This is a genomic window from Belliella marina (assembly GCF_042682445.1).
Taxonomy (GTDB): Bacteria; Bacteroidota; Bacteroidia; order Cytophagales; family Cyclobacteriaceae; genus Belliella; species Belliella marina.
The window spans coordinates 385,287-412,278 of the sequence record NZ_JBHUHR010000038.1 but is presented as its reverse complement, the minus strand read 5'-3'; the positions used below and the strand labels follow the sequence as shown (position 1 = coordinate 412,278).

Genomic DNA, 26,992 nt, shown 5'->3' with positions numbered 1-26,992 from the left:
AAAGATTTCAGACTAAAAACGAATATATTAAGACCCAAATGAAAGAAGCGTTAAAAAATCAATACTTGTGGGTAGTGTTTTTCTTTGGGATAATTCTTTTGAATTATCCCATTATGGCGATATACAATATCCAAGAAGTTTGGTTTGGGATACCGGCTCTTTTCCTTTTTGTCTTCTCCATTTGGTTGGGGATTATAATTGCCACGTTCTTGATTATCAAAAGACTCAAGAAGAAGGATGTTTAGCAATGCATTGATCATATCGTTTACCTTTGGTTATTTGGCATTGCTTTTTGCGATAGCTTGGTTTTCAGAACGCTCTGCAAATAAAGGCAGAACGCTCTCCAATCATCCTGCGATTTACGCTTTGACTTTGGCGGTGTATTGTACCGCTTGGACTTATTATGGTTCGGTAGGCAGGGCAGCGACAAATGGTCTTGAGTTTTTGACGATTTATATAGGACCAAGTTTGGTTGCGCCCCTCTGGTGGATCGTGATGCGGAAGATAATCAGGATATCCAAGGTTCAGAGGATATCATCCATCGCTGACTTTATTTCGAGCAGGTATGGCAAAAATGTAGCTTTGGGTGGTGTGGTGACGATGGTCTGCCTCTTGGGGATATTGCCATATACATCTATCCAAATCAAAGGTATCGCCTCTTCTTTTCAGATATTGCAGGGCGGTGGAGTCACGGAGGCTTTGGCGAACCTTCCTTTTTATCAGGACACAGCGTTCTACTTGGCTTTGGTGCTGGCTTTGTTTACAGTTTTGTTTGGGACAAGGGATATCGAAGCTACAGCACAGCATGAGGGGATGGTCATGGCAGTGGCATTTGAATCGATTTTCAAATTGATCGCATTTCTGATTGTGGGGGTATTTGTTTCCTACTTCGTGTTTGATGGTTTTACCGATATTTTTGATAAAGCGGCAGCACAGGGATTGGATCACCTCTTTGTCATGCAGGGGGAGAGCAGTAATTCTGAATGGTTTTGGATGAGTGTTTTGTCCATGATGGCGATTTTGTTTTTGCCTAGACAGTTCCAGATGGGTGTGATAGAGAATAAGGATGAAAAACACCTTGATACGGCAATGTGGCTTTTCCCTTTATATTTATTGTTGATCAACGTTTTTGTGTTGCCGATTGCATTTGGTGGGTTGGTCCATTTTCCGGCAGGGACTTATGAAGCGGATACCTTTGTCTTGGCATTCCCAATAGCCTTTGATCAGCAATGGTTGGCGATCTTGGTCTATTTGGGAGGGTTTTCGGCTGCAACCGGTATGATTATCGTATCCACGATAGCACTGAGTACCATGGTGAGCAATAACCTTGTCATGCCTCTGTTGCTGATCAATGAACATTTTCAAAAAAAGTACCAGCATAAACTTAGTCAAATCCTGATTTGGTCGAGGAGGTTTGCCATTTTTATGATCATTTTTGCCGCATATTTATACTACAAGCAAATTGCCGGGCAATTTTCATTGGTTTCTATTGGATTGATTTCCTTTGTGGCCATTGCCCAGTTTACCCCAGCTATTATTGGGGGGATTTTTTGGAAAAAAGGGGCTAGGCTTGGTGCATTGGTTGGGATTCTTGCAGGCTTTATTATTTGGTTTTATACGCTCGTTGTACCTACCATGATCAGTGCGGACTACCTGCCAGGCACATTGATGACCGAAGGATTGTTTGGTTTGTCATATCTGAAACCCCAGTCCTTGTTTGGATTTACCGAGCTGAGTTATATCAGTCATGGTTTGTTCTACAGTTTGACCTTGAATACGATGTTATATGTCCTTATTTCGGTTTTCAGCAAACAGACTTCCAAAGAACATAACCAAGCAGTAATTTTTGTTGATATTTTTAGGTACAGCACTTCTTTGGATGCATCGGTGATCTGGAAGGGGCAAGCGTATTTGCCGGATTTGAAAACATTGTTGGTTAATTTTATTGGACCTGTAAAAACAGATGAGGCTCTCCAAGATTTCATACAGAACTCTGGAAAAAGGTTAAATGACAAGATTTACGCCGATCCGGAATTGGTAAACTATTCTGAGCGATTGCTTTCCGGGATTATAGGATCTGCATCAGCAAGAATCATGGTTGCTTCCGTGGTCAAGGAAGAGGAGATCAGCATGGAAGAAGTATTGGGGATTTTGAAGGAGACACAGGAATTGAAGACATTGAACCAGCAGCTCAAATCAAATAGTCTTGAATTGAAAAAAGCTTCGGAAAAATTGCGGACACTCAATGAATCTTTACAACTCAATGATATGCTGAAAGATGAGTTTATCTCTACCGTCACGCATGAAATGAGGACTCCGATTACATCAATCAGGGCATTTTCTGAAATTTTACAAGATCAAAACTTACCTGAGGAGGATCGGGCAAGATTTTTGGAAATTATCATTGGGGAAACCAAAAGAATGAGTAGGTTGATTGACCAAGTTTTGGATTTGGAGCGTTTTGATTCAGGAAGGCAAGAGTTGAATTTGGAAAATACCGATTCAAGGAAGCTTATTTTGGAAGCGATTGATTCTATGAAGCACATTTTCCAGGAAAAAAAACTTCGGTTCGAGTATAGCTTGATGGATTTTGATGCGATGGTTTCCATGGATAGGGATAGAATCAAGCAGGTCATCTTGAACCTCCTTTCCAATGCTTCCAAGTTTGCCAAGACGGCAGTTGTCCTCAAAGCAGAGGTCAATGAGAAGGATTTGTTGATAAGCGTTTGGGATGATGGAAAAGGCATCCCTGAAGATGAAGTGCCATATATCTTTGACAAATTCTTTCAAGCAAGAAACCAAACCAGCAAAAAGCCACTGGGTAGTGGTTTGGGTTTGGCTATTTCAAAAAAAATAGTAGAATACCATCACGGTAAAATAGAAGTAAGTAGAGTGTCAAACAAAACCCGATTTGAATTCTCTCTGCCATTAACCCAAAATATAACCAAGTCAATCAATTGATAATATTATGAACAAGATTTTGATAGTAGACGATGAACCCAATATCCTTTTGTCTTTGGAATACCTCTTCAAAAAAGAAGGGTTTATGGTTTTTATAGCTAGGGACGGAGAGGAGGCTTTGGAGATAATCACGGAAACCAAACCCGAACTAGTCCTGTTGGATATCATGATGCCAAAGGTGGATGGCTATGAAGTCTGTAAATACATCAAGGAGAAATACGCAAAAATCAAAGTGGTGTTCCTCTCTGCAAAGAGCAAGCAGCAGGATGTCCAAAAAGGGCTCAACCTTGGCGCTGATCTGTACATGACCAAGCCATTTGGCAACAAAGACTTGGTATCTAAAGTGAAAAATTTATTGAACTGATTAAATCTAAAATTTTAAATCCTAAAATAACCATACCATGAGTGATAGAATTCATACCCTTAGCGGATACTTTCATGAATATCAAAAATCTGTAACACAACCAGAGGAGTTTTGGGCGCGGATAGCGGATTCCTTTCATTGGAAAAAAAGATGGGATAAAGTCTTACAGTGGGATTTTGAAGGGCCGGATGTGAAGTGGTTCGTGAATGGAAAGTTGAATATTACAGAGAATATCCTTGAGCGGCATTTATATACTTTGGGTGATAGGCCTGCCATCATCTGGGAAGCAAATGACCCAAATGAAGCAGGTCGTACGATAACTTACAGGGAGCTTTATCACGAAGTTTGCCGATTTTCAAATGCATTGAAAGCAAAAGGAATAGGAATAGGCGATAAGGTGATCATCTATATGCCTATGGTTCCAGAGGCTGCCATTGCAATGTTGGCTTGTGCTAGGATAGGAGCGATTCATTCTGTGGTTTTTGCAGGATTTAGTTCCTCAGCCTTGTCAGACAGGATCAATGATTGCGGAGCAAAAGCAGTGTTGACATCTGATGGGAATTTCAGGGGTGGCAAAAAAATCCCCGTAAAGGCAGTTGTCGACGAAGCTTTGGAGAAATCATCTGTAGAAACTGTCATTGTGTACCAAAGGACGGAACAGGATGTTACGATGAAAGAAGGTAGGGACTATTGGTGGCATGAAGTGATCGAGGGGGAAGCTGACACCAATACAGCTGAAGAAATGGACAGCGAGGATATGTTGTTTATCCTCTACACTTCGGGATCTACGGGAAAGCCAAAAGGAGTAGTGCATACCACAGGGGGCTATATGGTGTACACCAAGTATTCTTTTGAAAATGTCTTCCAATATTCTCCGGGGGACGTTTATTGGTGTACGGCAGATGTTGGGTGGATCACTGGGCACTCTTACATCGTTTATGGGCCATTGTTGGCTGGAGCCACTTCCATTATGTTTGAGGGAGTACCTACATATCCCGATGCTGGAAGATTTTGGGCAGTAGTAGAGAAATACAAGGTCAACCAGTTTTATACAGCTCCGACAGCAATCAGGGCTTTGCAAGCCTATGGAACAGATCCTATTGAGCCTTACGATTTGAGTTCATTAAAAGTCTTGGGGTCTGTAGGAGAGCCGATCAATGAAGAAGCTTGGCATTGGTATCACACACATATTGGTAAAACAAAATGCCCGATTGTAGACACTTGGTGGCAGACTGAAACTGGTGGGATTATGATTTCGCCTATTGCGGGTATCACCCCGACCAAACCTGCCTTTGCTACATTGCCACTCCCGGGAGTGCAGCTGAGTATTGTCGATCCTGAAGGAAAAGAGCTCACTGGGAATTCGGTAGAGGGGAATCTGTGTATCAAGTTTCCTTGGCCCGGAATGATCAGAACGACCTATGGAGATCATGACAGATGCAAGCAGACTTATTTCTCAACATACAAAGGGATGTATTTTACGGGTGATGGTGTCAAAAGAGACCATGACGGTTACTATAGGATCCTGGGTAGGGTAGATGATGTGATCAACGTCTCTGGACACAGAATGGGAACGGCAGAAGTCGAGAATGCGATCAATGAGCATCCTTTGGTCATCGAATCGGCAGTGGTAGGGTATCCACATGAAGTCAAAGGTCAGGGAATCTACGCTTATGTGATTTGTGACATGACAAATAGGACAGAAGAGAACTTGGTCAATGAGATCAAAGCCACTGTTTCCAAAATCATTGGGCCGATAGCCAAACCGGATAAAATCCAGATCGTATCCGGACTTCCAAAAACCAGGTCAGGGAAGATCATGCGAAGAATCCTCAGAAAGGTGGCTGAAGGGAATCTTGACAGCATGGGCGATATTTCTACATTGCTGGATCCGGAGGTGGTCAAGGAGATCATCGATGGGAAGAAATAGGGATATAGATGAAGTAATGTTGAAATAAGCCTTCGGCGAAATATTACTGACGTGAAATAGATGGAGATATTGTTTAGGTGAAATATCACTATTGTGAAATAGACAGAAATATCAATTTGCTGAAATAATGTTGAAATAAACCTTTGGAGAAGGATTACTTTCGTGAAATAGATGGAAATATGGCTTCGCTGAAATATTACTTGCGTGAGATAGTTGGAAATATAGCTTTGCTGAAGTAATGTAGTAATAGGACTCTGGTATAGATTAAACAAGTTCAGCGAAATATTTTATTCACTTCTACCAATTAGAAATCCAAGATTTCTTTTACCATCATATTTGAGGGGAAATATCAAATTATATCGCCGAAGGCATGTTTCCTTCTTATTTCTATAATATTTCAAGCTTAAATCTTAGAAAATGCACCTTTTAAATGAATAAGATATGTCCAATGTCATTGTCAATAGGGTAAAAGAATTCCTGAAAAGATATCCTCCATTTACATTTTTGAATGATGGTACTTTAGGCTTGGTATCAAAGGAAGTGGAAGTGAAGTATTTCTCCAAAGGGGAATACCTTTTCAGTCAAGGAGATCCCGCCCAAAACTTCTTTTTTGTATTGAAGGAAGGAATTGTCCAACTGGCAGAGCAAAAGGATGAAAAGGAAAATGTAGTGGAGGTTTGTGATGAAGGTGATGTGTTTGGGGTATTGGCATTGTTGGGTAAGCGTCCTTACATCCTCAGCGCCCAAGCCATAGAGGACAGTTTGGTATATGCCATTCCTGTTGGCGTATTTGAAAAGATACTGGAGGAGAATAGCAGGGTAAGTTTATATTTTGCCGCAGGATTTGCATCTGGCCAAGTGGTCGTCAGATCAGACCTGTCCCAATCACAAAAGGCTAGGAGTGAGTTCAAAGAATTGTCCAAAGACAATGGTTTGATGATCTTCACCGGTCAGTCGGACTTGAATTTTTCGTCGGATGTGCTATGTTGCTTGATAGGGAAAAACATAGGTGAAGCGGCAAAATCAATGTCTGAAAAAGGTGTTGGGTCAGTAATTATTGTCGATGAAAACAAATTTCCACTGGGCATTATCACCGACAAAGATATTAGGAATAAAGTAGTTGCCCGGGGTTTGTCATATGAAACTCCCGTCGAAGAGATCATGACCAAGCCAGTTATTACAAAGACCAAAGATGCAGGTTTTTCGGATCTCTATTTGACTATGATCAAAAACAGGCTGCACCATCTTATTTTTACCGAAGATGGAACTTCCCAGAGTCCAGTGACAGGGATTCTTTCGGATCATGATATTTTGTTGTCCCAAGGGAATAGTCCGGCTGTGTTGATCAATGCATTGATGAATACCTGGGATGTCAATGAGATGGCAAAAGTCAGAAATCGAGCGGAATTGCTTTTGAAATATTATCTGGAGAATGAAGTAGCCATGGATTTTGTGGCTAACATCATTTCTGAAATCAATGATATCATCATCCAACGTGCCATCAGGATAGCCAAGAATAAGCATGATGTAGATTTTCCAGAGGCATCGAAAGTGAAGTTTTGCTTCCTATCCTTAGGCAGTGAAGGACGTGAAGAGCAACTTTTGCGAACAGACCTAGACAATGCCATCGTGTATGAGGATGTTCCCCAGGTACAGCAGGAGGAAGTACAAAAGTACATGCTGACCATAGCGGAAGATGTCATTGAAACCTTGCTGATCTGTGGATTTCAGCCCTGTCCTGCCGATATGATGGCCAATAATCCCCAGTGGTGTCAGCCACTTTCCAAATGGAAGGAATATTTCTCTGATTGGATCATCAGTCCAAACCAGAAAGCCTTGCTTCATGCGACGATTTTTTTCGATTTCAGGCCTGTTTTTGGGCATAAGGCTTTGTCTGATGAAATGACAGACCATATTTACCAAGAGATCTCAGGGAAGACTATTTTCCTAAATTTCTTGGCGAAAAATGCGCTGCTCAATCCAGCTCCATTGGGCTTTTTTCGAAATTTTATAGTGGAAAAGACGGGAGAGCATAGGGATAAGTTCGATATCAAATTAAGGGCTATGATGCCTTTGACTGATATAGCCAGGATTTTGGTTTTGAGCCATAGGGTGGTTGGGATCAATAATACCTTCAAAAGATTTGAGAAATTGGCGGAGTTGGAGCCACACCATCAGGAATTGCTGCTGGAGGCTGGGAAAGCTTATGAAATTCTGATGAGAATGCGGGCGATTGAGGGGATGAGGTCAGAAAGTGGAGGACGATATATTCAACCCGAAGTACTGGGTAAACTGCAGCGGCAATTGCTCAAAAATACTTTTGCTCCTATAGATGAGCTACAGAAAATCATGCGAGTGAGGTTTCAATTGGATTATTTTGCAAGTTGATATGGGATGGTTTGATCTATTTTCGAGGAAAAAAATTTCCAAATCTGATTTTGTTAAGGAATATGAGGCCTTGTTTGATAAAAAGATCCCCAAACTCAGGCCTATTTCCCAACTCAGGTTTGTTGTTTTGGATACAGAGACGACCGGATTTGATTTCAAAAAAGATTACATAGTGTCTTTTGGAGCTATCAAACTCAAAGGGTATAGCATGCTGATCCAGGAAACTTTCGAAACATACTTGGATGCCCCAGTCCAAAATGCAAGCTCAATCCAAGTACATGAGATACTGTATCCAATAGAGATTTCTCCATTGAAAGATTTTGCCGCCGATTTTTTGAAGTACGTAGGTACTGACATCATTGTAGGACACCATATCGGATTTGATTTGGCCATGATGGATAAGATTTTCAAATCTTTTGGATTGAATGAACTTTTGAATCCAGTCATAGATACCAAGGACTTAGCCATTCGCTTGGAGAAAGGGCCGCATTACGATCGAAGAATGGGTAAGAGAGAAGAATACTCTTTAGATAGCCTTTGTGAGCGGTACGGGATTCCATTGGATGATCGGCATACTGCAGCAGGAGATGCTTTTCTTACCGCCCAGCTTTTGATGAAACTCCTAAAGCTCGCAGAACAAAAGGGGATAACAAATTTTGGTGAATTGATGGGGTGATTATTTTCAATTATACCAGTTTGTTAATTTGAAGGTATAAGTTAAGAGAAAAATAGGCATTAGTTATCAGTCGATAAGTTATCAGTCCACCATTTGGTGTAAATCATTGACTTTCCGCTTCTCAAATTTTAATATCTAAATCAATATAAAATATCCCCCAAATTTTCCCAGTCCCGATAAATCGTACCAATCTGGGGGGAAATCCCTCGCCTTTAGGCGAAGACTTTAGTGTTTTTTTTCTTTGCGAGCTTGGTGTTTTTACTTTGTGCTTTTTGTGGTAAAAATTATAACCACAAAGCACAAAGTTTCTCACAAACACAAAGTGCCGGATATACTATAGTAGTTTAGTTTTCTGATTTTTCAACCTAAAAAAAAGGAGCAAGCCCAAAAGCCTGCTCCTTGATTTTTTAATTTTCCAATCTTATAATCTTCCAATCAACCTACCTTCTCGAAAATTCTTCTAAAGCTACAAGCTTCAGCCAATCTTCCCTGGAGTTCGGAAATAGTCACCCTTTCCTGCTCAGTGGTGTCTCTATGTCTGATGGTGACGGTGTTGTCTTCCAAAGTCTGGTGGTCTACGGCAATACAGTATGGCGTTCCGATCAGATCTTGACGGGTATAACGCTTGCCTATAGATCCAGAGTCTTCATAGATGATATTGAAATCATACTTCAGCGCATCAAAGATTTCTTTTCCTTTTTCAGGCAATCCGTCTTTTTTGGTCAATGGAAGTATCGCTGCTTTGACTGGGGCAATGGCCGGATGAAACTTCAGATAAGTCCTTTGCTTTCCGTCCACCTCTTCGTCTACAAATGCATTGCATAAAGTCATCAAAAACAGACGGTCTGCACCAATCGATGTTTCGATTACATACGGGATGTAGTTTTGGTTGATCTCCGGATCAAAGTATTGTTGTTTTTTCTTGGAGTACTCTTGGTGGCTCTTCAGGTCAAAATCTGTCCTAGAGTGAATCCCCTCTACTTCCTTGAACCCAAACGGGAACTGGTATTCCAAATCCATCGCAGCATTGGCATAATGTGCCAATTTCTCATGGTCATGTCTTCTGAGTTTTTCGGCAGGAATCCCCAAAGCCAAATGCCAACGCATTCTGGTGTCTGCCCACTGCTTATACCATTCCAATTCTGAACCAGGCCTTACAAAAAACTGCATTTCCATTTGTTCGAATTCCCTCATCCTGAAAATAAACTGCCTTGCAACGATTTCATTTCTGAAAGCCTTGCCTATCTGGGCAATTCCAAATGGGACTTTCATTCTGGCTGTTTTTTGTACATTCAGGAAATTGACGAAAATACCCTGTGCTGTCTCCGGTCTCAAATAAATGGTAGAAGAATCTTCCGCTACAGAACCCACTTGTGTAGAAAACATCAAATTGAACTGGCGTACATCTGTCCAGTTAGTCGTTCCGGAAATTGGGCATTTGATGTCTTCATTGATGATCAAATCCCTTACACCAGCAAGGTCTTCGGCTTCCAAAAGCCTTCCCATAGCATTGAGAAGTTCTTGGGCTTTCGCTTTGTCTCCGGAATTTTCGTAAGTAGCCGCTTTATCTTCGATAAGGACATCAGCTCTGTATCTTTTTTTGGAATCTTTATTATCGATCATCGGATCGTTGAAACTGTCCACGTGGCCGGAAGCTTTCCAAGTAGTCGGATGCATAAAAATCGACGCATCTATGCCTACGATATTATCGTTGAGTCGGGTCATTGTTTCCCACCATAGCCTCTTAAGGTTGTTTTTCAGTTCAACCCCATAAGCACCATAGTCATAGACTGCTTGCAGACCGTCATAAATTTCCGACGAAGGATACACAAAACCATATTCTTTGGCGTGTGCAATTATATCTTTCAACTGTGCGTTTTCCGCAGTTTGTTCATTTTTTGCCATAGCCGCAAAATTAAGTAAACTTATCGAGAACTTAAAGGAAAGGATAAGGGATGAGATGAATCAAAACGCTTGTTCCGACGTTAATAGGCTTGGTCTGGTTATCGGTCTTGTTTGGCTGATTTTGCCAATAAGGGTAAATTTGTTAACCTTATCTCTTAAATTGATGTTGTGGAGAAAGTATTGATCGATCTTTCCCTAAGTAATAATAGAATCAAAAATGACATTGCATGATATCCATAGATTTGCGAGGCAAGGGGAGGGTTTAAAGATTGAGTTCAAAAAGAAGGCTGCCCATCCTGAGAAAATTGTCCGAGAGTTGATTGCTTTGGCAAATACAGAGGGAGGGGTCTTGCTGGTCGGTGTGGACGATGATGGTACGGTCAGTGGTCAGCGGTTTATAGAAGAGGAGGTTTTTGTGATGGAAAGAGCCATTCAGGATTTGATATTCCCTAGCTTGATGTATGAAATTGACGTTTTTAAGCTCAACCCAAAGAAGGGAGTGGCAGTATTCCAAATCCCAAAATCAGATGGCAGGCCCCACTATCTTAAGGAAAATGACAGAAAGAAGTCATTTGTAAGGGTGGGGGATAGAACCGTACAGGCAAGTAGGGAAGTATGGGAAATATTGAGGAGGGGAAAAACCCCTCGGGATATAGTCTTTACTTATGGCCAGAAAGAGACCATTTTGATGCAGGCATTGGCTGTGAAGGAAAGAATCACGCTGAAGGAATTTGCTTTTTTGGCCAAGCTGCCAAAGTTTTTGGCTTCAAAAACACTTGTCCGTCTGGTCTTGGCAAATGTACTGCAGATAGTTCCGCAAGAGTCGGAAGATTATTATAAAATCAAAGGATAGTAGTCTACAACGGCAGGGAAGTTCCATATCTATGGTTGAAACCTGCCATTCCTTGAAGCCCACCCGTGTGAAGTATCAAGATTTTTGATCCAGTAGGCAGTTGATCCTGTTTGATCATATCAAATAATCCATATACCATCTTTCCTGTATAAATTGGCTCAAGAGCGATGTCGAATTCCAAATAAAACCACTTCACAAAATCAATCAAATCTGAATTTACTTTTCCATAGCCTCCAAAATGATATTCATCGAGAATCTGAGTATTTCCCTTTGGTGAGATTTTGTATTTCTCCAACTGTGAGTTGATGTCATGATGGATAAAATCCCCCTTCAAGGAAGAGAAACCCAATAAGGTTTGGCTGTCGTTGATTTTGCTTGCGAGTCCCAGAAATGTGCCACCTGTGCCGATTGAAGTAGTAATATGGGTAAAATCCCCATCGTTTTCATCTAGGATTTCCTTTGTGCCTTTGATGGCCTCTTCGTTGGTTCCCCCTTCTGGAATGAGGTAAAAGTTTCCGAATTTTTCTTTCAATGAGAGTAAGAAATCAACTTCGGTCTTCTTTCTGTACTCTTCCCTGCTGATATAATGGATACTCATCCCATGCCCTGAGGCGGCAGCAAGTGTTGGGTTCAATGGCAGGGTTTCTTCTCCACGGATGATCCCGATACTGTGGAGGTTTGCGCTTTTTGCGGCAGCGGCACTTGCATAGATATGATTCGAATATGCACCCCCAAAAGTCAAGATAGTATCATGCCCATCTCTGATTGCCTTTTCCAGGTTGTATTTCAGTTTGAAGAATTTATTGCCAGATGCAAGCTCGTGTATTTGATCCAGCCGTTTGATTGAAACTTCTATTCCTTTGTTTTCCCAGAGTGGATATGAGATCTTTTCCGTGGTGATCGATTGGGGTATCAGCATCTTTCATTTATTTATTATGGACAAATATCAGAAACTTTGTCAAAGTAGCCTTACTTTTGTGTCATGGCAGAGGAATTTGAATTAGAAAACTTCGATGAAGAGGAAGTTGAGCTTTTTGAACATTACAGTTTCAGTATTGATAAAAAACAATCCTTGATCAGGATTGATAAGTTTTTGACCGATAAAATAGCAAATGCTACCAGAAACAAGATTCAGACCGCAATAGACAACGGACATATCCTTGTTAATGGAAATGCAGTAAAATCAAACTACAAGATCAAGCCTTTGGATGAAATCAAGGTATATCTGGAAAAACCTGTGATGAACTCAGAGGTAGTGCCGGAAGAGATACCATTGGATATCGTATTTGAAGATGAATATCTTTTGATCATCAATAAGCCCGCAGGAATGGTCGTACATCCTGCACATGGGAATTGGACTGGGACTTTGGTAAATGGGCTTGTCCATTATTTCAACCAGTTGCCTGAATTGCCAGGGAACAGTGGAAGGCCAGGCCTGGTCCACAGGATAGATAAGGATACTTCCGGTTTGCTCGTTATAGCAAAATCCGAAACCGCCATGACAGATCTTGCAAGCCAGTTTTTCCACCATACCATAGACAGGACATATTTGGCCTTGGTGTGGGGAGAGCCACAGGAAGATGAAGGGACGATCAATGCCAATGTTGGCAGAAGTGCCAAGGATAGAAAAGTAATGGCTTCTTTCCCAGATGGAAGTGAAGGCAAGCATGCTGTGACCCACTACAAAGTGATGAAAAGGTTGCGTTATGTATCCTTGATCCAGTGCAATCTGGAGACGGGAAGGACACATCAGATCCGGACACATATGAAACATATTGGCCATCCATTGTTCAACGACGCCATGTATGGGGGTGACAAGATCAGAAAAGGGACACAGTTTTCAAAATATAAATCATTTATCCAAAACTGTTTCAAGATAATACCAAGACAGGCTTTGCATGCCAAGTCTCTGGGTTTTGTGCATCCTATTACAAAGGAAAGGATGTATTTTGAAGCACCATTGCCTGAGGATTTCTTGACTGTATTGGAGAAATGGGAGCAATATGTAGTTTACGAAAACTGATCCCAAACTATTCTTCTGTTCATGTCCAAACAATCTTATGGTTGACGGAGATTTTTGGTTTATTTGGTAAAATCAAATGAATTGTATGTTGAGAATAAAAAATAGGGCACATTTTTATAAACAGAATGGCTTTTTTCTTTTTTAAAACACAAAAACTAAAAGGTTTTAGCTGGTTTTTTCTTATGGAAACTAAGATGCAGTTATCAAGTTTTCAAAAAATGAATTTTCGCAATCGTTGTAATTATTATTCAGTTAAAAATACTGGTCAAAAATTAAATATAATGTAAATTTTCGCTTGATTTGTTATTATATTTTCAAGAATAAAATTTGGTTCGTACATTTGTAATGTAATCAGAGACAAAAAGTGCTTCTTTTTACAATGTTTGAAGTGAGTCGGTCACAGTTCTAGTGAAGAAAAGAGGTTCGAATCCTCATCAATCATCAGGTTATTTTGGGTTTATTGTTAATTGACTAAGCTATGAAATTGTATTTCATAGCTTTTTTTATTTTCTATACCTCGTTATTTTTTCATAGCAGCCATATCCTTTTTGAATAATTTATGCGTTAACTGATATAAGAAAGTAAATCATAGCCTGAACATCTTTACAATGTGGGGCGATTATCTTTAAAATTTCTTCTTTTGCATCCGATTTGTATTACTTTTACTTTAGTGGAAAGATGATGTCAGATTCAAAAAGCCAAAATGAAAAATCTAAAAAGAAGGGTTTGAAATTTCTCAAACCCTTGGGTATTGTTTTGGCAATTTTATTGGTTTTACAGGTCGTCATTTACTTTTCTTCCGATTTTTTTCTGAGAAATTATCTAAAAAATAAGGTAAGTATTGCCTCGGAAGAAAAATATGAAATTGATTTTGATAGGTTCTATATTTCACTTTTTCAGAGAGGGATAATTTTTGAAGGGTTTACGCTCAATCCGGTGGACGAAGTATTTACTGAATTGGAGGATATTCCTTATTACAAGATATCCATACCGAAAATTTCCCTGACACGGTTCAATTATCTATTTGGAAAAAAAGAACTACAGGTGGGTGCAATTGACCTCAATAATCCTTTTATAGAATTTAGGCTGGAAGACGAGTTGGAGGAAATGTATGAAGAAGGTGAAACTTCGGCATTGAAATTATTGGAAGATGAGATCAAGAAATCATTTGGCGATGTAGGCTTGAAAGAGATCAGGGTCAAGAATCTGAAGATCAATGATGCGGATTTGCTTTTCAAAAACTTTATTTCCCAGCGGGCCATCAAGATGGACAATGCCAATATCCATGTCAAGGATATTCAGCTATTGCAATCACGAAGCCCTGAGACACCATTCAATGCGGAAGGTTTTGCTTTGGATTTGGAGAATTTTGAGATTTTACTTGCGGATAGTGTGCACTCCATCCAAGCCGAAGAAGTACACGTGTCTTCTCTTGAGCAATTTATAGAGGCCAAAAAGGTTGAAATCATTCCGGATTTGGACCGGTTTTCAACCAATTACTTTCAGATAAGCCTAGAAGACTTGAGATTGACGGATGCTGATATCAACAAGGTTTTCTATACCTCAGAAGTAGAGGTCGGAGAACTGAAATTGTTGAGGCCAAAGTTCAGCTTGTTTTCAACGGTAAGCGAATCCAAATCGGAGAAAGGGGTTTTTGACTTATATGAGCTGGTAAAAGGGATTTTGAATTCCATTTCAATCCGCGACTTGAATATTGAAGAAGGGGAATTTGTCCAGAGGGATGTAAAAGACTTGAACAATTACAGGATTAAGGCAGACCAAATCGATTTTGCGATGCACGAAGTCTATATAGGTCCCGATGAATCGAAGAAGAGAGACCAGTTTTTTTATGCCCAAGACGCCTCTTTGGAGCTCAAAAAAGTGGAAGTGGCATTGGGTGACAAGATCCATGTAATTAAAAGTGATTTGGTGACTTTATCTTCATTTTCTGATGCGATCGGAATTTTGAATGCCACAATTATCCCAATAGAGAGCAAAGATAGTCTAAAGAATACCACGCTATTTGAAATCAAGGTACCTGAATTGAATTTGAGTGATGCAAATTTGAGGAAAATATACAACCAGGGGATCATCGATATCCAGGAAGTGTATATCGATAGGCCTGAGATATTGTTGAGAGATGTGCAAGGCAATTTTGATGGGGAAAGCAAGCCATTTGACTTGCAGGATTTGACGGAGGATTTTTTGAAGGCGATTTACATACAAAGACTGGAAGTGAACCAAGGATCTTTGGTTGTGGATAACAATATAAGGGTCAGGCAGGATAGCCTGTCATTTGGAAATGTAAGTTTTGTGTTGGAAAAATTTGCGCTCGATGAGTCCACAGATAATGGAAACAACAAAGGGTTCTTCTTGGCTGAGGAGTTGCAGATTGAACTGACCGATTATGCCTTGAAGCTGGCAGATAACTTACATGTATTCAAGGCTGACAGGTTGTTTTTGGATACCAAGGCCTCTATGGTCCAGATTGATGGGTTTTCTATTCGGCCATTTTCTCCAAACCAAATCCAAGCTTCCTTGGACAGGTATGACAAAAGAACGGTATTGGATATTTCTGTTCCTTCTTTTTCTGCGACAGGAGTGGATATATCCGAAGCATTTTTCAATGAGAAATTGAAAATCCACCAAATTCGAGTCCCTTCTCCAAAGATCAATATCTATAGCTACAGGACCAAAGACGATGACGGTGAAGAGAAAATCGAGAAGGAAGAATTGATTGATCTTTTGGGCAATTATTTCACCGAAGTTTCTGTCGATTCTCTGATATTAATCAAGGGGAGTCTAAACTATGAAAATTATGTAAGGGATCGTCTGCGAACTTTTTCCGAAGAGAATGTAAGCATTGCGGTCAAAAATTTCCACATCGACCAAAACACAAAGCCAGAGGATTTCAGGCTTCTTTACTCTGAGGAAGTTGATTTGAAATTGAACAATTATGTTTTCAGTATTGCGGATGGAAAGTATAATATCATCGCTGATAGGATCAATTTCAATACTTCAAGGGAAGAGATTGTCACTTCAAATGTACGCTTGACACCAAGCAAATCAGCTGATTTCAAAACCCAGATCTCTGCAGTAATTCCCACATTGGCTTTCACGGGAGTTGATCTGGAAGCTTTCCTCTTTGACAACATCCTGAGTCTGAATAAAGTAAAATTCTCAGGCTCTTCAGTCAATATACTCGTAAACAAAGATATGGAGGGGATTGAAGGTTCCGATGGACAGAAAACCAGGGAAAGGGTTTTGCCAAAAACCATCAGTACGATCAATATAGACACCGTGTCAGCTGAAAATGCGAATTTCAGCCTTTCATTTCAGGAAGAAGGAGTCAAGAGTGAATTGGTAAATACAGGGATCAACCTTACTGTATTCGATTTTTTGTTGGATTCGACGATTTTGGCCAAAGGCGATATTTCCGGGTTTTTTGGAGGCTTGGCATTGGAAGTGGATGAGTTCTGGCTGACCCTTTCGGACAGTGTCCATCGGGTTACTTTTTCAAAAGTTGAGCTGGATACACGGTATGAAGGTATTTTGCTGAATAATCTAAGGGTAATTCCACAATCCCTGTACGGAAAACCCGGTTCTCCAGTCTTTTCGGGACATATTCCGACTGCCTTGATCAAAACTTCTGCATTGGCGGATATCCAAATGAAAAAAGATCTATGGTTCAGTGAACTGAGGTTGTTCAGGCCGGATATAGAGATTTTTTTGGATGATGTATCAGTTGGGGACAAAGAAGAGGTGGTTAAGGAAGAAATAGAATCTGTATTGGAGACGATTCGGATTGATGAATTTGAGATTGTGGAAGGCAATTTGGCTTTTTTCAATAAGGATAGCTCAAAAGAACCTAGACATTTCAACAAGCTGAATATCGCGATGGATGAAATAAAACTAGACTTGAAGGATATTTCAGGATTCGATAAGTCCGATTTTCTCAAAAAAGGTTTCCAAGTGAGTATCCCCAATTATAAGATTTACACCAAAGACAGCTTAAGTGTGATCAATATTGGATTGGCAACAGTCAAGAATGAATTGATTTCTCTTCAAAATGTATCTATGAAGCCAAGGATGGGTAGGTATGCTTATGCAAGGGAAGTTGGCAAAGAGATTGATATTGTAGAGATTTTTGTCCCGGAGGTATTGGTCCATCAGCCAGATTTGGAGATGCTGATCGATAGCCAAGAACTGCATGCCTCAATTTTGGAAATTGCTGATCTTGATGCCGTCATCTATAGGGACAAACGGTTTCCAGCACCGGAGAACGTATACAAATACATGCCTCAGGAACTCATGAAGCAGGTTGGGGTTGTGGTTCGTTTGGACACTTTGGAGGTCAAAAATGGCATGATCAAATACGTAGAGTTTCCAAAAAAAGGATTGGTTCCCGGGAAAATCCATTTCGCTGAGCTTTATGCGACAATTTTCCCTTTCCATTTGGGAAAAGATCCGGAGGATTATCAAGTAGAACAAGCAAAGCTACTGGCCATGGCCAAGCTCAATGGCGAAGCAGATATCAACCTACAGGGAGAGATGTCATTCACAGCTCCCTATCCGATGACGATCAATGCACAGATTGGTGAGTTTGACCTGCAATCGATCAATTCCATTCTAATTCCAAATGCTTTTGCCCGGATCAGGGAAGGTCGTGTAAAGGGTGGCAATTGGTATTTTACGGCAGACAACAAAGAAGCAAAGGGAAGCATGGTTTTCCTTTACAATGACCTCAAAATGGATTTGTTGGATGAGCGGACGTTGGAAAAAGGATTGGGGAGGAAAAAAATACTCACTTTTGTATTGAATGTTTTTGCGGTAAGGAGTAACAATCCGCGAAAATTCCCGAGAAATACAGTTCGGGGATCCATATACGAACCGAGGAATACAGAGAAATTTATATTCAACTATTGGTGGACTACCACAATTTCCGGCTTGAAGGGAAGTGTTGGCCTGGGCCAATCCAAACCACCGAAGAAATTGCCAGTTTTGAAAAGGAAAGAAGATGAGAAATAGGTTGATTTACAGGAATGTGGAGTCTTACGTGGATTTTTAGATACCAGGGCTAGCGCCCCTTTGTGTTGAAATCTGGGCAACAATTAAGTTTCGTAATTCGAGAATTTGAATTTATAAACAGCAATAATGTAAGTATCAGGCATATTCGCATTGATCATTTGAATATAAAAGCAAGAAAAATAAACCTTATTCGAGTTTCTTTTTCACCGCCCTAGTCATTTCTTTTTTTCCTGGAGGGCCTGGTAGAGTTTCTACAGTCATTCCCAATTCCTCCAAGTCCCTTTTGAGTTGCCCTTTGGCCGAATATGTCACGAATATACCGCCTGGATTTATGGCTTCGATTACTTTTGCAAGTATTTCTTTTGTCCAAAGCTCTGGCTGTTTGCTGGGGGCAAATGCATCAAAAAAGACAATGTCTGATGGGTAAAGTTGTGCCTCCTCCAATGTGACGATATCTTTCTTCATATTGAAATATTCGGACATGATTGCTCCTTCATTCCACTTGGCATCGTGGATGCCCTGGAAGTAGGGTGCAAAGTGGGAAATAGTCTCATCCACTTTGGTATAATTCAGCTGCGAGTAGATGTTTTCCTCCAATGGGAAAGGTTCAATGCTGTGATAGAGGACAGGGATCTTGTTTTGCTCAGCCCATACAAGTGTGAGCCAGGCGTTCAATCCAGTGCCAAACCCTACTTCAAAAATCCTGATTGGCTGTACGCCTTGATTGTGCATGTACCATGTCTCCAATCCGTAAAGCATAAAAACATGGACAGACTCTCTATAAGCGCCATGAAAGGAATGGTATGATTCGTTCAATTCAGGTAGAAACAATGAATGCGATCCATCCTCTGTCGTGATGATTTTTACTTCTCTCTCCATAATTATTTTTTTTCGATAAGGACTGCACAATAAGCAGACACACCTTCCTGTCTGCCAACAAAACCTAATTTTTCAGTTGTAGTCGCTTTGATGGAAATATCTTCTTCGTCTATTCCCATCACTTCTGCCAGACATTTTTTCATTTCGGGAATGTGCGGATTGATCTTTGGAAGCTGAAGACAGATTGTAGAATCGATATTTCCTACTTGGTAGCCTTTTTCCCTCAAAAGCAACATGACATCTTTGAGGAGGATTTTGCTGTCTATGCCTTTGTACTGGGGATCTGTGTCTGAGAAATGAAAACCGATATCCCGCATATTTGCCGCACCAAGCAGTGCATCGCAGATCACATGAATCAAGACATCCGCATCCGAATGGCCCACAGCGCCCTTTTCAAAAGGTATCTGAATTCCTCCCAGCCAAAAATCATATCCTTCTTTCAATTGATGGACATCATAACCAAAGCCAACTCTTATTTTTCCCATTTTTTATAAAATTATCAATTTGTATGGTTTTTCGGTATTTAAAATTGTCTTTATACTTTCCTCTTACTTCTGGTCTCACTTTAGGGAGGCAAAGAGAGAAATCTCGAACTGAAATTTATAGATACTATTCATTTTCCCACTTCTTAGTACAAAGACGGAACGAGACCTCTCCTACAGTCGAGGTGACGTAGTCGTAGAAAGCTGTCTGTGAATCTTGTATCCCCGATATTCACTTTACGTCTTGTATCTTATTCTAGCTTCTTAAATATTAAGTCTAGAGTCTTTTTTCTTGCCTCTTGCTTCTCCTCCACACCTTAGCTCGAAATTTTACTCTTATAATATACTACGGAAGAATTTTCTTCCCTCAAGATAGTATTTGCCCAATCCAAAATCTTCTCTGAAGGGATTTTTGTTTTTTTCTCGTATTCTATTTGATAATAATTCGGATTACCTAGATGGGCGTAATATGCCAAACTCATTGCCCTATTCAATAGCTGGATGGACTCATAGGTCTTCATGGCTTCCGCTTGGTTTTTGACCTTTGCGAGAATGCCATCAGATATGGAATTTCTTTTGAAGTTTTCTACTACTTCATCCAATGCCTTCTCAGCATCTTCTGCGCTTTGGCCTTTTTCCATTTTCCCAGAGAAAACCATCAATCCTGGATCCACAGTGCCAAGGATATATCCTCCAACAGAAGCGAAAATATTACCGTTTTTCACAAGGTTCTGTTCCAAAGTAGAGGATCTTCCAAATCCCAGAATATCTGTAACCAAATCTGCTTCCAAATATCCCTGCTGCATTTTACCGGGCATGTGATATACTTTATACAATGCATCGGTAGGGACATCTGCTTCTACAATTTTTGACTTTTTGCCGACTTGGGGAAGTTCTTCCGTAATGGTTTTCTTGGGGATTTGTCCCGAAGGGATATCGGCAAACCATTTTTCCGAGAGTTTTTTTACCTGCTCTAATGTGACATCACCAGCTACGACCATGACAGCATTGTCCGGAGTATAGTGGGTGTGGTAAAACTCCTCAACATACTCTTTCTTGTAGTTGACGATATCCTCAATATCCTTCCCAATAGTTGGCCATCTATATGGATGTCTATCGTATGCCAAATCCCTTATATGGTGGAATACGTCCCCATAAGGTTGGTTTAGATATCTTTGTTTGAATTCTTCAATGACTACTTTCCGCTGTGTTTCAATGGTTTTGTTACTCAAGTTGAGGTGTTTCATCCTATCAGACTCTAGCCAAAAGGCTGTTTCGATATTGACAGCCGGTAATGTGATATAGTAATTGGTAATATCGGTATTGGTAAATGCATTGCAGGAACCACCAACTTTCTCAAGTGCAGTATCGAATACGGGAACATGCTTGGAACTACCAAACATCAAGTGTTCAAAGTAATGGGCAAGTCCTGTTTTTCCTTCAGTTTCATTTCTTGAGCCCACTTTGTACAAGATGTTGACTACGGCAATCTTTGCGGTATGATCCTCGTGGACCAATACCTGAAGACCATTGTCAAGCATGAATTGTTGGTAGTTGATCATATTTTTGTTTTGGGCAAAGCTAAGAAAATAAAGCAATATGATTATCCGCAATGACACTTGAAAGTGAAATTTACACTTGTGATCATGCGGATAATCTCCAACAGGCTGTGCGCCTGCGTCATAGCTGACTGATGACAGTCGAAAAACAGGAAAGGGCGGCTTTACGAACTATGTTTGAATGCTATTGGCAATCGGATTATCTATTAAATCTTTTCTGCCTTATAGCCAGATTTTTCTAATGCTTTGAAAATATCGCTTTCAGATATATCCCCTTCCACAGTCAATATCCTGTCAGGATGTGCCAAATCGACTTTCCAAGATGCATTTCCGATCTTTTCCATCTCAGGGGTGATTGAGGCTACACATGCCCCGCATTTTACATTGGTTTTGAATTGTTGTGTTTTCATATTTTTATTTGTTTTTGTATTCGAGCTTGCAATAGGCAAGCACTTCGGGTTTTTCATTTCGCCTTTTTGTGCTGATGGCTAATCAACGATTCAGCTAGGTCAGCTTCCATCCAATCTTCATTTCCTTAAATCCTCAATTGCCCGTTGACAAACTTTCATTTCTTCAATCTCAAACTGTTCAAGACTACCGAAACAGATGAGAGTGCCATCGCGCCACCAGCAATCATTGGATTCAATAGAAATCCGAATAGGGGATACAGTACTCCTGCAGCTATAGGAATTCCGATGATGTTGTAGATGAATGCCCAAAATAGGTTTTGATGGATGATTTTGATGGATTTTTTGGTCAGATTCAGGGCTTTTGGGATGTCATTCAGGTTTGAGTGGACCAAAGTGATCTCAGCTATGTCCATCGCTATATCTGTACCTTGTCCCATGGCAATGCTCAAATCAGCAACACTCAAGGCTTCACTGTCATTGATTCCGTCGCCAACCATCGCTACCTTTCTACCCTGCAATTGGAGATTTTTGATGTATTCTGATTTGCCCTGAGGCAACATTTCGGCTTTGAAATTGGGAATGCCTACCTGTTTGGCAATCAATGCAGCAGTTTTGTGCTGATCACCAGTCAACATATGGACTTCAATCCCCATTTTCTTCAAATTAGAGATAGCTTCTTTGGAAGTCTCTTTGATCAGGTCTGCGATTTTGAAGAACCCGAGGGGCTGCTCGTTTTTAGCTGCAAAGACTACGATATACCCTTCTTCCAGCGCATGGTTTGCTTTTGTTTCCAACTCTGGGTTTTCCAAAATCCCTTCGTCTTTCAACCAGTTAAGATTTCCAATCCTATAAGTTTGTCCTTCCAAGAATCCTTGCACCCCTTTTCCTGTAATACTTTTGAAGTTTTCGATGGAGATATCTCCTTCTTGAAAGTACTCAGCAATGGCATTTGCCAATGGATGCTCACTTTTCTTTTCCAAGTTGTAGATAGCTTTTCTATCCAATTCATCGCAATTTCCAGTACTGACAAATTCAGCGACTTTTGGTTTTCCTTCTGTAATTGTACCTGTTTTGTCGAGGACAATGCTATCTATTTTGACCCCTTTTTCCAGACTTTCTGCTTCTTTGATCAATATTCCCAACTCTGCACCTTTTCCCATAGCAGTGATGATGGCTGTGGGTGTTGCCAAGCCCAGAGCACATGGGCATGCAATGACAAACACTGTGATCATTGCCAACATTCCCCTGAGCCATGATTCTTCTACCCCACTGAATCCCCAGGTCACAAAGGTCAATAAGCCGATTAGCAAGACTACAGGGACAAATACAGCAGCGACCTTGTCGACTAGTTTTTGTACGGGTGCTTTGGAGCCTTGGGCTGATTTTACCCGAGCTATTATCTGGGATAAAAGCGTGTCGTCACTGATTTTTTCTACCTCAAATACAAGACTCCCCGCTTGGTTGATCGTTCCGGCAAAGACCTTTGAATTGACTGTTTTCAGCACCGGAATCGGTTCGCCTGTGAGCATATTTTCATCGACATAGGACTCTCCTTCTATGATTTTTCCATCCAAGGGGATTTTTTGCCCCGGTTTTATGAGGATTTTTTCACCCAGCTTCACATCGGCGGTCTTTTTGATGATTTCGCTTCCATTTTCCAATACAACAAGATCAGAAGGCTGGAGCCCCATCAATTTTTTCAAAGCTTCACCTGTACCCGCTTTTGCACCGGCTTCCATGGTTTTTCCCAACAATATAAAAAACAGAATCACAGCCGCTGCTTCAAAATATACATGGGATTCCAATCCCTTTGCTTCAAGAAATGATGGGAAAAATGTGTTGAAACTACTGTACAAATAGGCTATACCGGTACTGATGGCTACCAAAGAGTCCATGTTGGCACTGAAATTTTTGGTTTGGATCCAGGCATTTTTGAAAAATTGATTGCCAAACACCAAAAGGATTGGTGTTGTCAATGCCCACATTACATAATTGCCATATGGCATGTGCATCCAAAACATGCCAATCACAAATACCGGGAATGCCAAAATACCGGCATAGAGGGTTTTCCTTTTGATCTTGAGGTATGCTTCCCGATTGATTTCTTCCTGCTCTTGTGCCTCGACATCATTGATCACAAGGTTGTATCCTGTGGATTGGATTTTCTTTTGAAGTTCCTCCAAGCTGACGGACTGCTCTTCCCACTCGATTGTTGCTGCGTGGTTTGCATAGTTCACAGAAGCCTCCTTTACTCCTGGGGAACTCTTCAGTGTTTTTTCTATCGATATAGCGCATGAAGCACAACTCATGCCTTCTACTGGAATTTCTTTTTTCATCTTACTGATAATTCTCCTTTGCTTTAGACAAATGTAGGGTTACCGTTATTGGGGGACTTATATAATTTTTGATTTTTATCAACTTCAACCAGGGATAGGGTTTTCTACTGTCAATAATCAAGGAGTTTGTCTCTCTATCTTCTTTGTATTTCATACATCTTTCTTCTACTTCATAATTCGATGTTTGGATTTCGACATTTTTCGAATCAAGAATGCCAGAGAAAGGATTTTTCAGACAGATACTTCAATTTATATCTATCGTATTTCAACTTTATTTCAAACCTTTCTCTTTTCAGCTTTTGCCGTCTTTTTGTTTTTAACCTTCGGTTTCTCTCCAGCGATCCCAGTCCACCATTCTTGTAATAGAGAAAAAATCACGAACTTTATGCTTTGTAAACAAGTTTATTGATCTTGTATTCGTAACCATTCTTATTGAACCCGATTTTCCATGATCAAATCCACAGTGGACCCTGCCTGTACAGGCCAATTTTCCCAATTGTTTTTAGATTACCTAGATGAAAAACCAGCTTTGGCTGAGTTTTACAATTATTTCCCCAAACTGGAAAATTTCGGAAAATTGATTCAAGGGAAAAATTTCCCACAAGAGAACCGGGAGGTTTTGGTAGCTACACTTCAAAAACAGTATGAAGGGATTGTATTGGACGGAGATTTTGAAGGGCAACTGTCAAGCCTTGGAAAGGAGAATACATTTACAGTAACGACTGGCCATCAACTGAATTTGTTCACAGGACCGCTTTATTTCATCTATAAAATTGTCTCCACTATCAATCTTGCACAAAGGTTGGCCGCTGCATATCCTGAAAGCAATTTTGTGCCTGTTTATTGGATGGCAACAGAAGACCATGATTTTGATGAGATCAATTATTTCAAACTTGATGGGAAGAAATATCAATGGAAAACAGACCAAAAAGGAGCAGTGGGGGATTTTGAATTGGATGAATCTTTCAGGGATTTTCTGAAATCCGTTGATTTTGCACCGGATTTTTTTGTTGAAGCTTATTCACAGTCCAAGACACTTTCTGAGGCTGTAAGGAAGTATGTCCATCATTTGTTTGGAGAAAAGGGCTTGGTTGTCGTCGATGGAAACGATCCTGCTTTTAAGCAAATTCTCATTCCGGTGATAGAAAAAGACCTGCTGGAAAACATTCCGAATGAAGAAGCGCAAAAGCAAACAGACAAGCTGGAAGCTTTAGGGTATAAAAGTCAGATATTTCCAAGGGAGATTAATTTCTTCTACATGGAGAAGGGGCTCAGGGAGCGCATCGAAAAATCAGGAAATACCTTTCATGTGTTGGATTCTGATGTGAAATTCAAAGAAGAAGAGATCAAAGCCTTGATTCAGTCGAATCCTGAACGTTTCAGCCCCAATGTAGTGCTCAGGCCCTTGTATCAAGAGATGATATTGCCGAACATTGCCTATATCGGAGGTCCGGCAGAAGTGATCTATTGGTTACAGTTGAAAGGGGTGTTTGATTATTTTGGCGTGCAGTTTCCAGCTGTTATGCCTAGAAACTTTGCTTTGATTTTGGACAAATTGACAGTGAAAAAACAAGCACAGTTGGGCTTGGATGATAGAGATTTGTTTACTGATTATGTTTCTTGGAGAAAAGGTTTTGTGGCAGAGCATTCCAGTTTGGATGTTTTTTTGAAGGATGAAAAAGAAAAGCTTGCGAAGATTTTTGACGAATCGGCAGCAGAAGCAAAAGAAGTAGATGTTACCTTACAACATGCTTTTGAATCGGCAAAAGTCCGGGCAACCAAGATTATGGAGCACCTAGCGGGAAAAGTGCGAAAAGCTGAAGAAAAGAGATTGGAAGTACAGATTTCTAGGATGGATGCTATTAGACAATTCATCCTGCCGGGTGGAAGCCCACAAGAGAGGGTTGAGAATTTTATGAAATTCTATTTGGAAGACACCGATTTTGTTGGGAGACTCTTTGAGGTATTTGAGCCATTGGATTTTTCTTTTATGATCTTAAAATTGGAAGATGACAAAGGAGGAAATTAGAGCCTTATATAAATCGAAAAGAAAACAGCTCACGCAAGAAGAGATCGAAATACTGTCACTTGGAATACGGGATGGTTTTTTGGATATTTTGAAAGAGAGAAAGGATATCCGACATATTCACCTTTTTCTACCTATCAAAAAGCTGAATGAAATCAATACTTTTCCTATTTTGGAAGAATTGTTACCGAAAGGGTATTTTCTATATACTTCAATTTTGAACAATGGATCTGGTACAATGGAAACAGTGCAGTTGAATGGTTCTATGGAATTTGAATTTGATGCATTTGGTATTCCTGTCCCAAAGAAAATAATCCCCATTTCTACTGAGAAGATCCAGGTAGTATTGATGCCTTTATTGGCATATGACAAAAAAGGCAATCGGCTGGGGTATGGCAAAGGGTATTATGACCGATTTTTAATTGGTTTAGATTCAACTGTTTTGAAAATTGGGCTAAGTTTTTTTGGCCCTTTAGAGGAAATTCCATCAGAATGGCACGATATTCCCTTGGATATCTGTGTTACACCCAGTGAGGTGTTTTTGTTCTGATTATATAAGAAATCAATTATTAAACTTATTCAAAATGAAAAAGATTCTTTACACTTTACTGCTATTTGCCTTTATGGCAATCGGAAATGAGACCTTGGCACAAGGTTATAATACAGGTATCGGTTTGAGAGCCGGTGTAGGAAATGGGCTAACTGTAAAGCACTTTATCAACGATAAGGCTGCTTTGGAGGGAATTCTGCATACCAGATGGAGAGGTCTGTTGATTACTGGACTTTATGAAGTACACAATGATATAAGTGAAGTCAAAGGTTTACGTTGGTTTTATGGTGGTGGTGCGCATCTTGGGACTTGGAATGCAGACAGGGGAAATCAGCCATGGGGTGATAGGGGTAGAAGCTACACCGTAGTCGGAATAGATGGTATTATAGGTCTGGACTATAAGTTTGATGGAGCACCGATCAACTTGTCACTAGACTATAAACCGGCATTTAATATTGTTGGGCATACCGGCTTTTGGGGAGATGAAGTAGCCTTGTCTATTAGGTTTACATTCTAGGTTTTCTTAACGAATATATATTGCAAAATCCACGGTATGAATACCGTGGATTTTTTTGATTATAGTTATTTACATTATTTTTTATATGTTTTTTTGAATGTTTTG

General features: G+C 40.3%; 18 protein-coding genes. 11 read left to right on the top strand and 7 right to left on the bottom strand.

Going from position 1 to position 26,992, the window contains the following annotated elements; translation table 11 throughout:
* Positions 1-237 precede the first annotated feature (237 nt).
* From ACFSKL_RS13730 to ACFSKL_RS13710, 5 genes are all read left to right on the top strand, one after another.
* Positions 238-2,961 (top strand): ATP-binding protein, encoded by a 2,724-nt coding sequence (locus ACFSKL_RS13730; RefSeq protein ID WP_376886835.1) that lies wholly within the window; start codon positions 238-240, stop codon positions 2,959-2,961.
* 7 nt (positions 2,962-2,968) lie between these two features.
* Positions 2,969-3,325: a response regulator transcription factor gene (locus tag ACFSKL_RS13725; RefSeq protein WP_376886834.1), complete on the top strand. Its 357-nt coding sequence runs from the start codon at positions 2,969-2,971 to the stop codon at positions 3,323-3,325.
* Between the two features lie 37 nt (positions 3,326-3,362).
* Positions 3,363-5,255 (top strand): acetate--CoA ligase, encoded by a 1,893-nt coding sequence (acs, locus tag ACFSKL_RS13720; RefSeq protein ID WP_376886832.1) that lies wholly within the window; start codon positions 3,363-3,365, stop codon positions 5,253-5,255.
* A 441-nt stretch (positions 5,256-5,696) separates the two neighbouring features.
* On the top strand, positions 5,697-7,643 hold the full coding sequence (locus tag ACFSKL_RS13715) for a DUF294 nucleotidyltransferase-like domain-containing protein (RefSeq protein ID WP_376886830.1): 1,947 nt from the start codon (positions 5,697-5,699) through the stop codon (positions 7,641-7,643).
* The gene (locus ACFSKL_RS13710; RefSeq protein WP_376886828.1) at positions 7,633-8,319 is read left to right on the top strand and encodes a 3'-5' exonuclease; all 687 of its coding nucleotides are present in this window, start codon (positions 7,633-7,635) and stop codon (positions 8,317-8,319) included. The genes ACFSKL_RS13715 and ACFSKL_RS13710 overlap by 11 nt, the downstream gene beginning before the upstream one ends.
* A gap of 435 nt (positions 8,320-8,754) precedes the next feature.
* Here ACFSKL_RS13710 and ACFSKL_RS13705 read toward each other — a convergent pair whose 3' ends face one another.
* Positions 8,755-10,224: a glycine--tRNA ligase gene (locus tag ACFSKL_RS13705; protein WP_376886826.1), complete on the bottom strand. Its 1,470-nt coding sequence runs from the start codon at positions 10,222-10,224 to the stop codon at positions 8,755-8,757.
* Between the two features lie 217 nt (positions 10,225-10,441).
* Between ACFSKL_RS13705 and ACFSKL_RS13700 the strand changes: the two genes are divergently transcribed.
* Complete coding sequence (locus ACFSKL_RS13700) at positions 10,442-11,077, top strand: AlbA family DNA-binding domain-containing protein (RefSeq protein ID WP_376886824.1); 636 nt, start codon at positions 10,442-10,444, stop codon at positions 11,075-11,077.
* A gap of 4 nt (positions 11,078-11,081) precedes the next feature.
* Here ACFSKL_RS13700 and ACFSKL_RS13695 read toward each other — a convergent pair whose 3' ends face one another.
* Positions 11,082-11,996, bottom strand: coding sequence for a 1-aminocyclopropane-1-carboxylate deaminase/D-cysteine desulfhydrase (locus tag ACFSKL_RS13695; protein WP_376886822.1), 915 nt, complete (start codon positions 11,994-11,996; stop codon positions 11,082-11,084).
* Positions 11,997-12,059: 63 nt separating this feature from the next.
* Here ACFSKL_RS13695 and ACFSKL_RS13690 point away from each other — a divergent pair, with 63 nt between their 5' ends.
* Both ACFSKL_RS13690 and ACFSKL_RS13685 read left to right on the top strand, forming a co-directional pair.
* Positions 12,060-13,100: an RluA family pseudouridine synthase gene (locus tag ACFSKL_RS13690; protein ID WP_376886820.1), complete on the top strand. Its 1,041-nt coding sequence runs from the start codon at positions 12,060-12,062 to the stop codon at positions 13,098-13,100.
* 726 nt (positions 13,101-13,826) lie between these two features.
* Positions 13,827-18,128, top strand: a complete 4,302-nt coding sequence (locus ACFSKL_RS13685; RefSeq protein ID WP_376886819.1) for an AsmA family protein — start codon at positions 13,827-13,829, stop codon at positions 18,126-18,128.
* Positions 18,129-18,314: 186 nt separating this feature from the next.
* Here ACFSKL_RS13685 and mnmC2 read toward each other — a convergent pair whose 3' ends face one another.
* The 5 genes from mnmC2 to ACFSKL_RS13660 all read right to left on the bottom strand — a co-directional run bounded on the left by mnmC2 (position 18,315) and on the right by ACFSKL_RS13660 (position 23,794).
* Entirely contained in the window at positions 18,315-19,007 is a 693-nt protein-coding gene (mnmC2, locus tag ACFSKL_RS13680) for a tRNA (5-methylaminomethyl-2-thiouridine)(34)-methyltransferase MnmC2 (protein ID WP_376886818.1), read from the bottom strand.
* 2 nt (positions 19,008-19,009) lie between these two features.
* Positions 19,010-19,492 carry a 2-C-methyl-D-erythritol 2,4-cyclodiphosphate synthase gene (ispF, locus tag ACFSKL_RS13675; protein WP_376886817.1) on the bottom strand — a complete coding sequence of 161 codons (483 nt, stop codon included), beginning with the start codon at positions 19,490-19,492 and terminating at the stop codon, positions 19,010-19,012.
* Positions 19,493-19,806: 314 nt separating this feature from the next.
* The gene (locus ACFSKL_RS13670; protein ID WP_376886815.1) at positions 19,807-21,051 is read right to left on the bottom strand and encodes a M16 family metallopeptidase; all 1,245 of its coding nucleotides are present in this window, start codon (positions 21,049-21,051) and stop codon (positions 19,807-19,809) included.
* Positions 21,052-21,254: 203 nt separating this feature from the next.
* Positions 21,255-21,458, bottom strand: coding sequence for a heavy-metal-associated domain-containing protein (locus tag ACFSKL_RS13665; RefSeq protein ID WP_376886813.1), 204 nt, complete (start codon positions 21,456-21,458; stop codon positions 21,255-21,257).
* A gap of 155 nt (positions 21,459-21,613) precedes the next feature.
* Positions 21,614-23,794: a heavy metal translocating P-type ATPase gene (locus tag ACFSKL_RS13660; RefSeq protein WP_376886811.1), complete on the bottom strand. Its 2,181-nt coding sequence runs from the start codon at positions 23,792-23,794 to the stop codon at positions 21,614-21,616.
* 448 nt (positions 23,795-24,242) lie between these two features.
* On the opposite strand from ACFSKL_RS13660, the gene bshC reads away from it, so the two are divergent.
* From bshC to ACFSKL_RS13645, 3 genes are read left to right on the top strand one after another with little or no spacing between them, the layout of a single operon-like run.
* Entirely contained in the window at positions 24,243-25,823 is a 1,581-nt protein-coding gene (gene bshC, locus ACFSKL_RS13655) for a bacillithiol biosynthesis cysteine-adding enzyme BshC (RefSeq protein ID WP_376886810.1), read from the top strand.
* Positions 25,804-26,370 (top strand): 5-formyltetrahydrofolate cyclo-ligase, encoded by a 567-nt coding sequence (locus tag ACFSKL_RS13650; RefSeq protein ID WP_376886808.1) that lies wholly within the window; start codon positions 25,804-25,806, stop codon positions 26,368-26,370. Before bshC ends, ACFSKL_RS13650 begins: the two co-directional genes overlap by 20 nt.
* A gap of 34 nt (positions 26,371-26,404) precedes the next feature.
* On the top strand, positions 26,405-26,887 hold the full coding sequence (locus ACFSKL_RS13645) for a hypothetical protein (RefSeq protein WP_376886807.1): 483 nt from the start codon (positions 26,405-26,407) through the stop codon (positions 26,885-26,887).
* Positions 26,888-26,992: the final 105 nt, after the last annotated feature.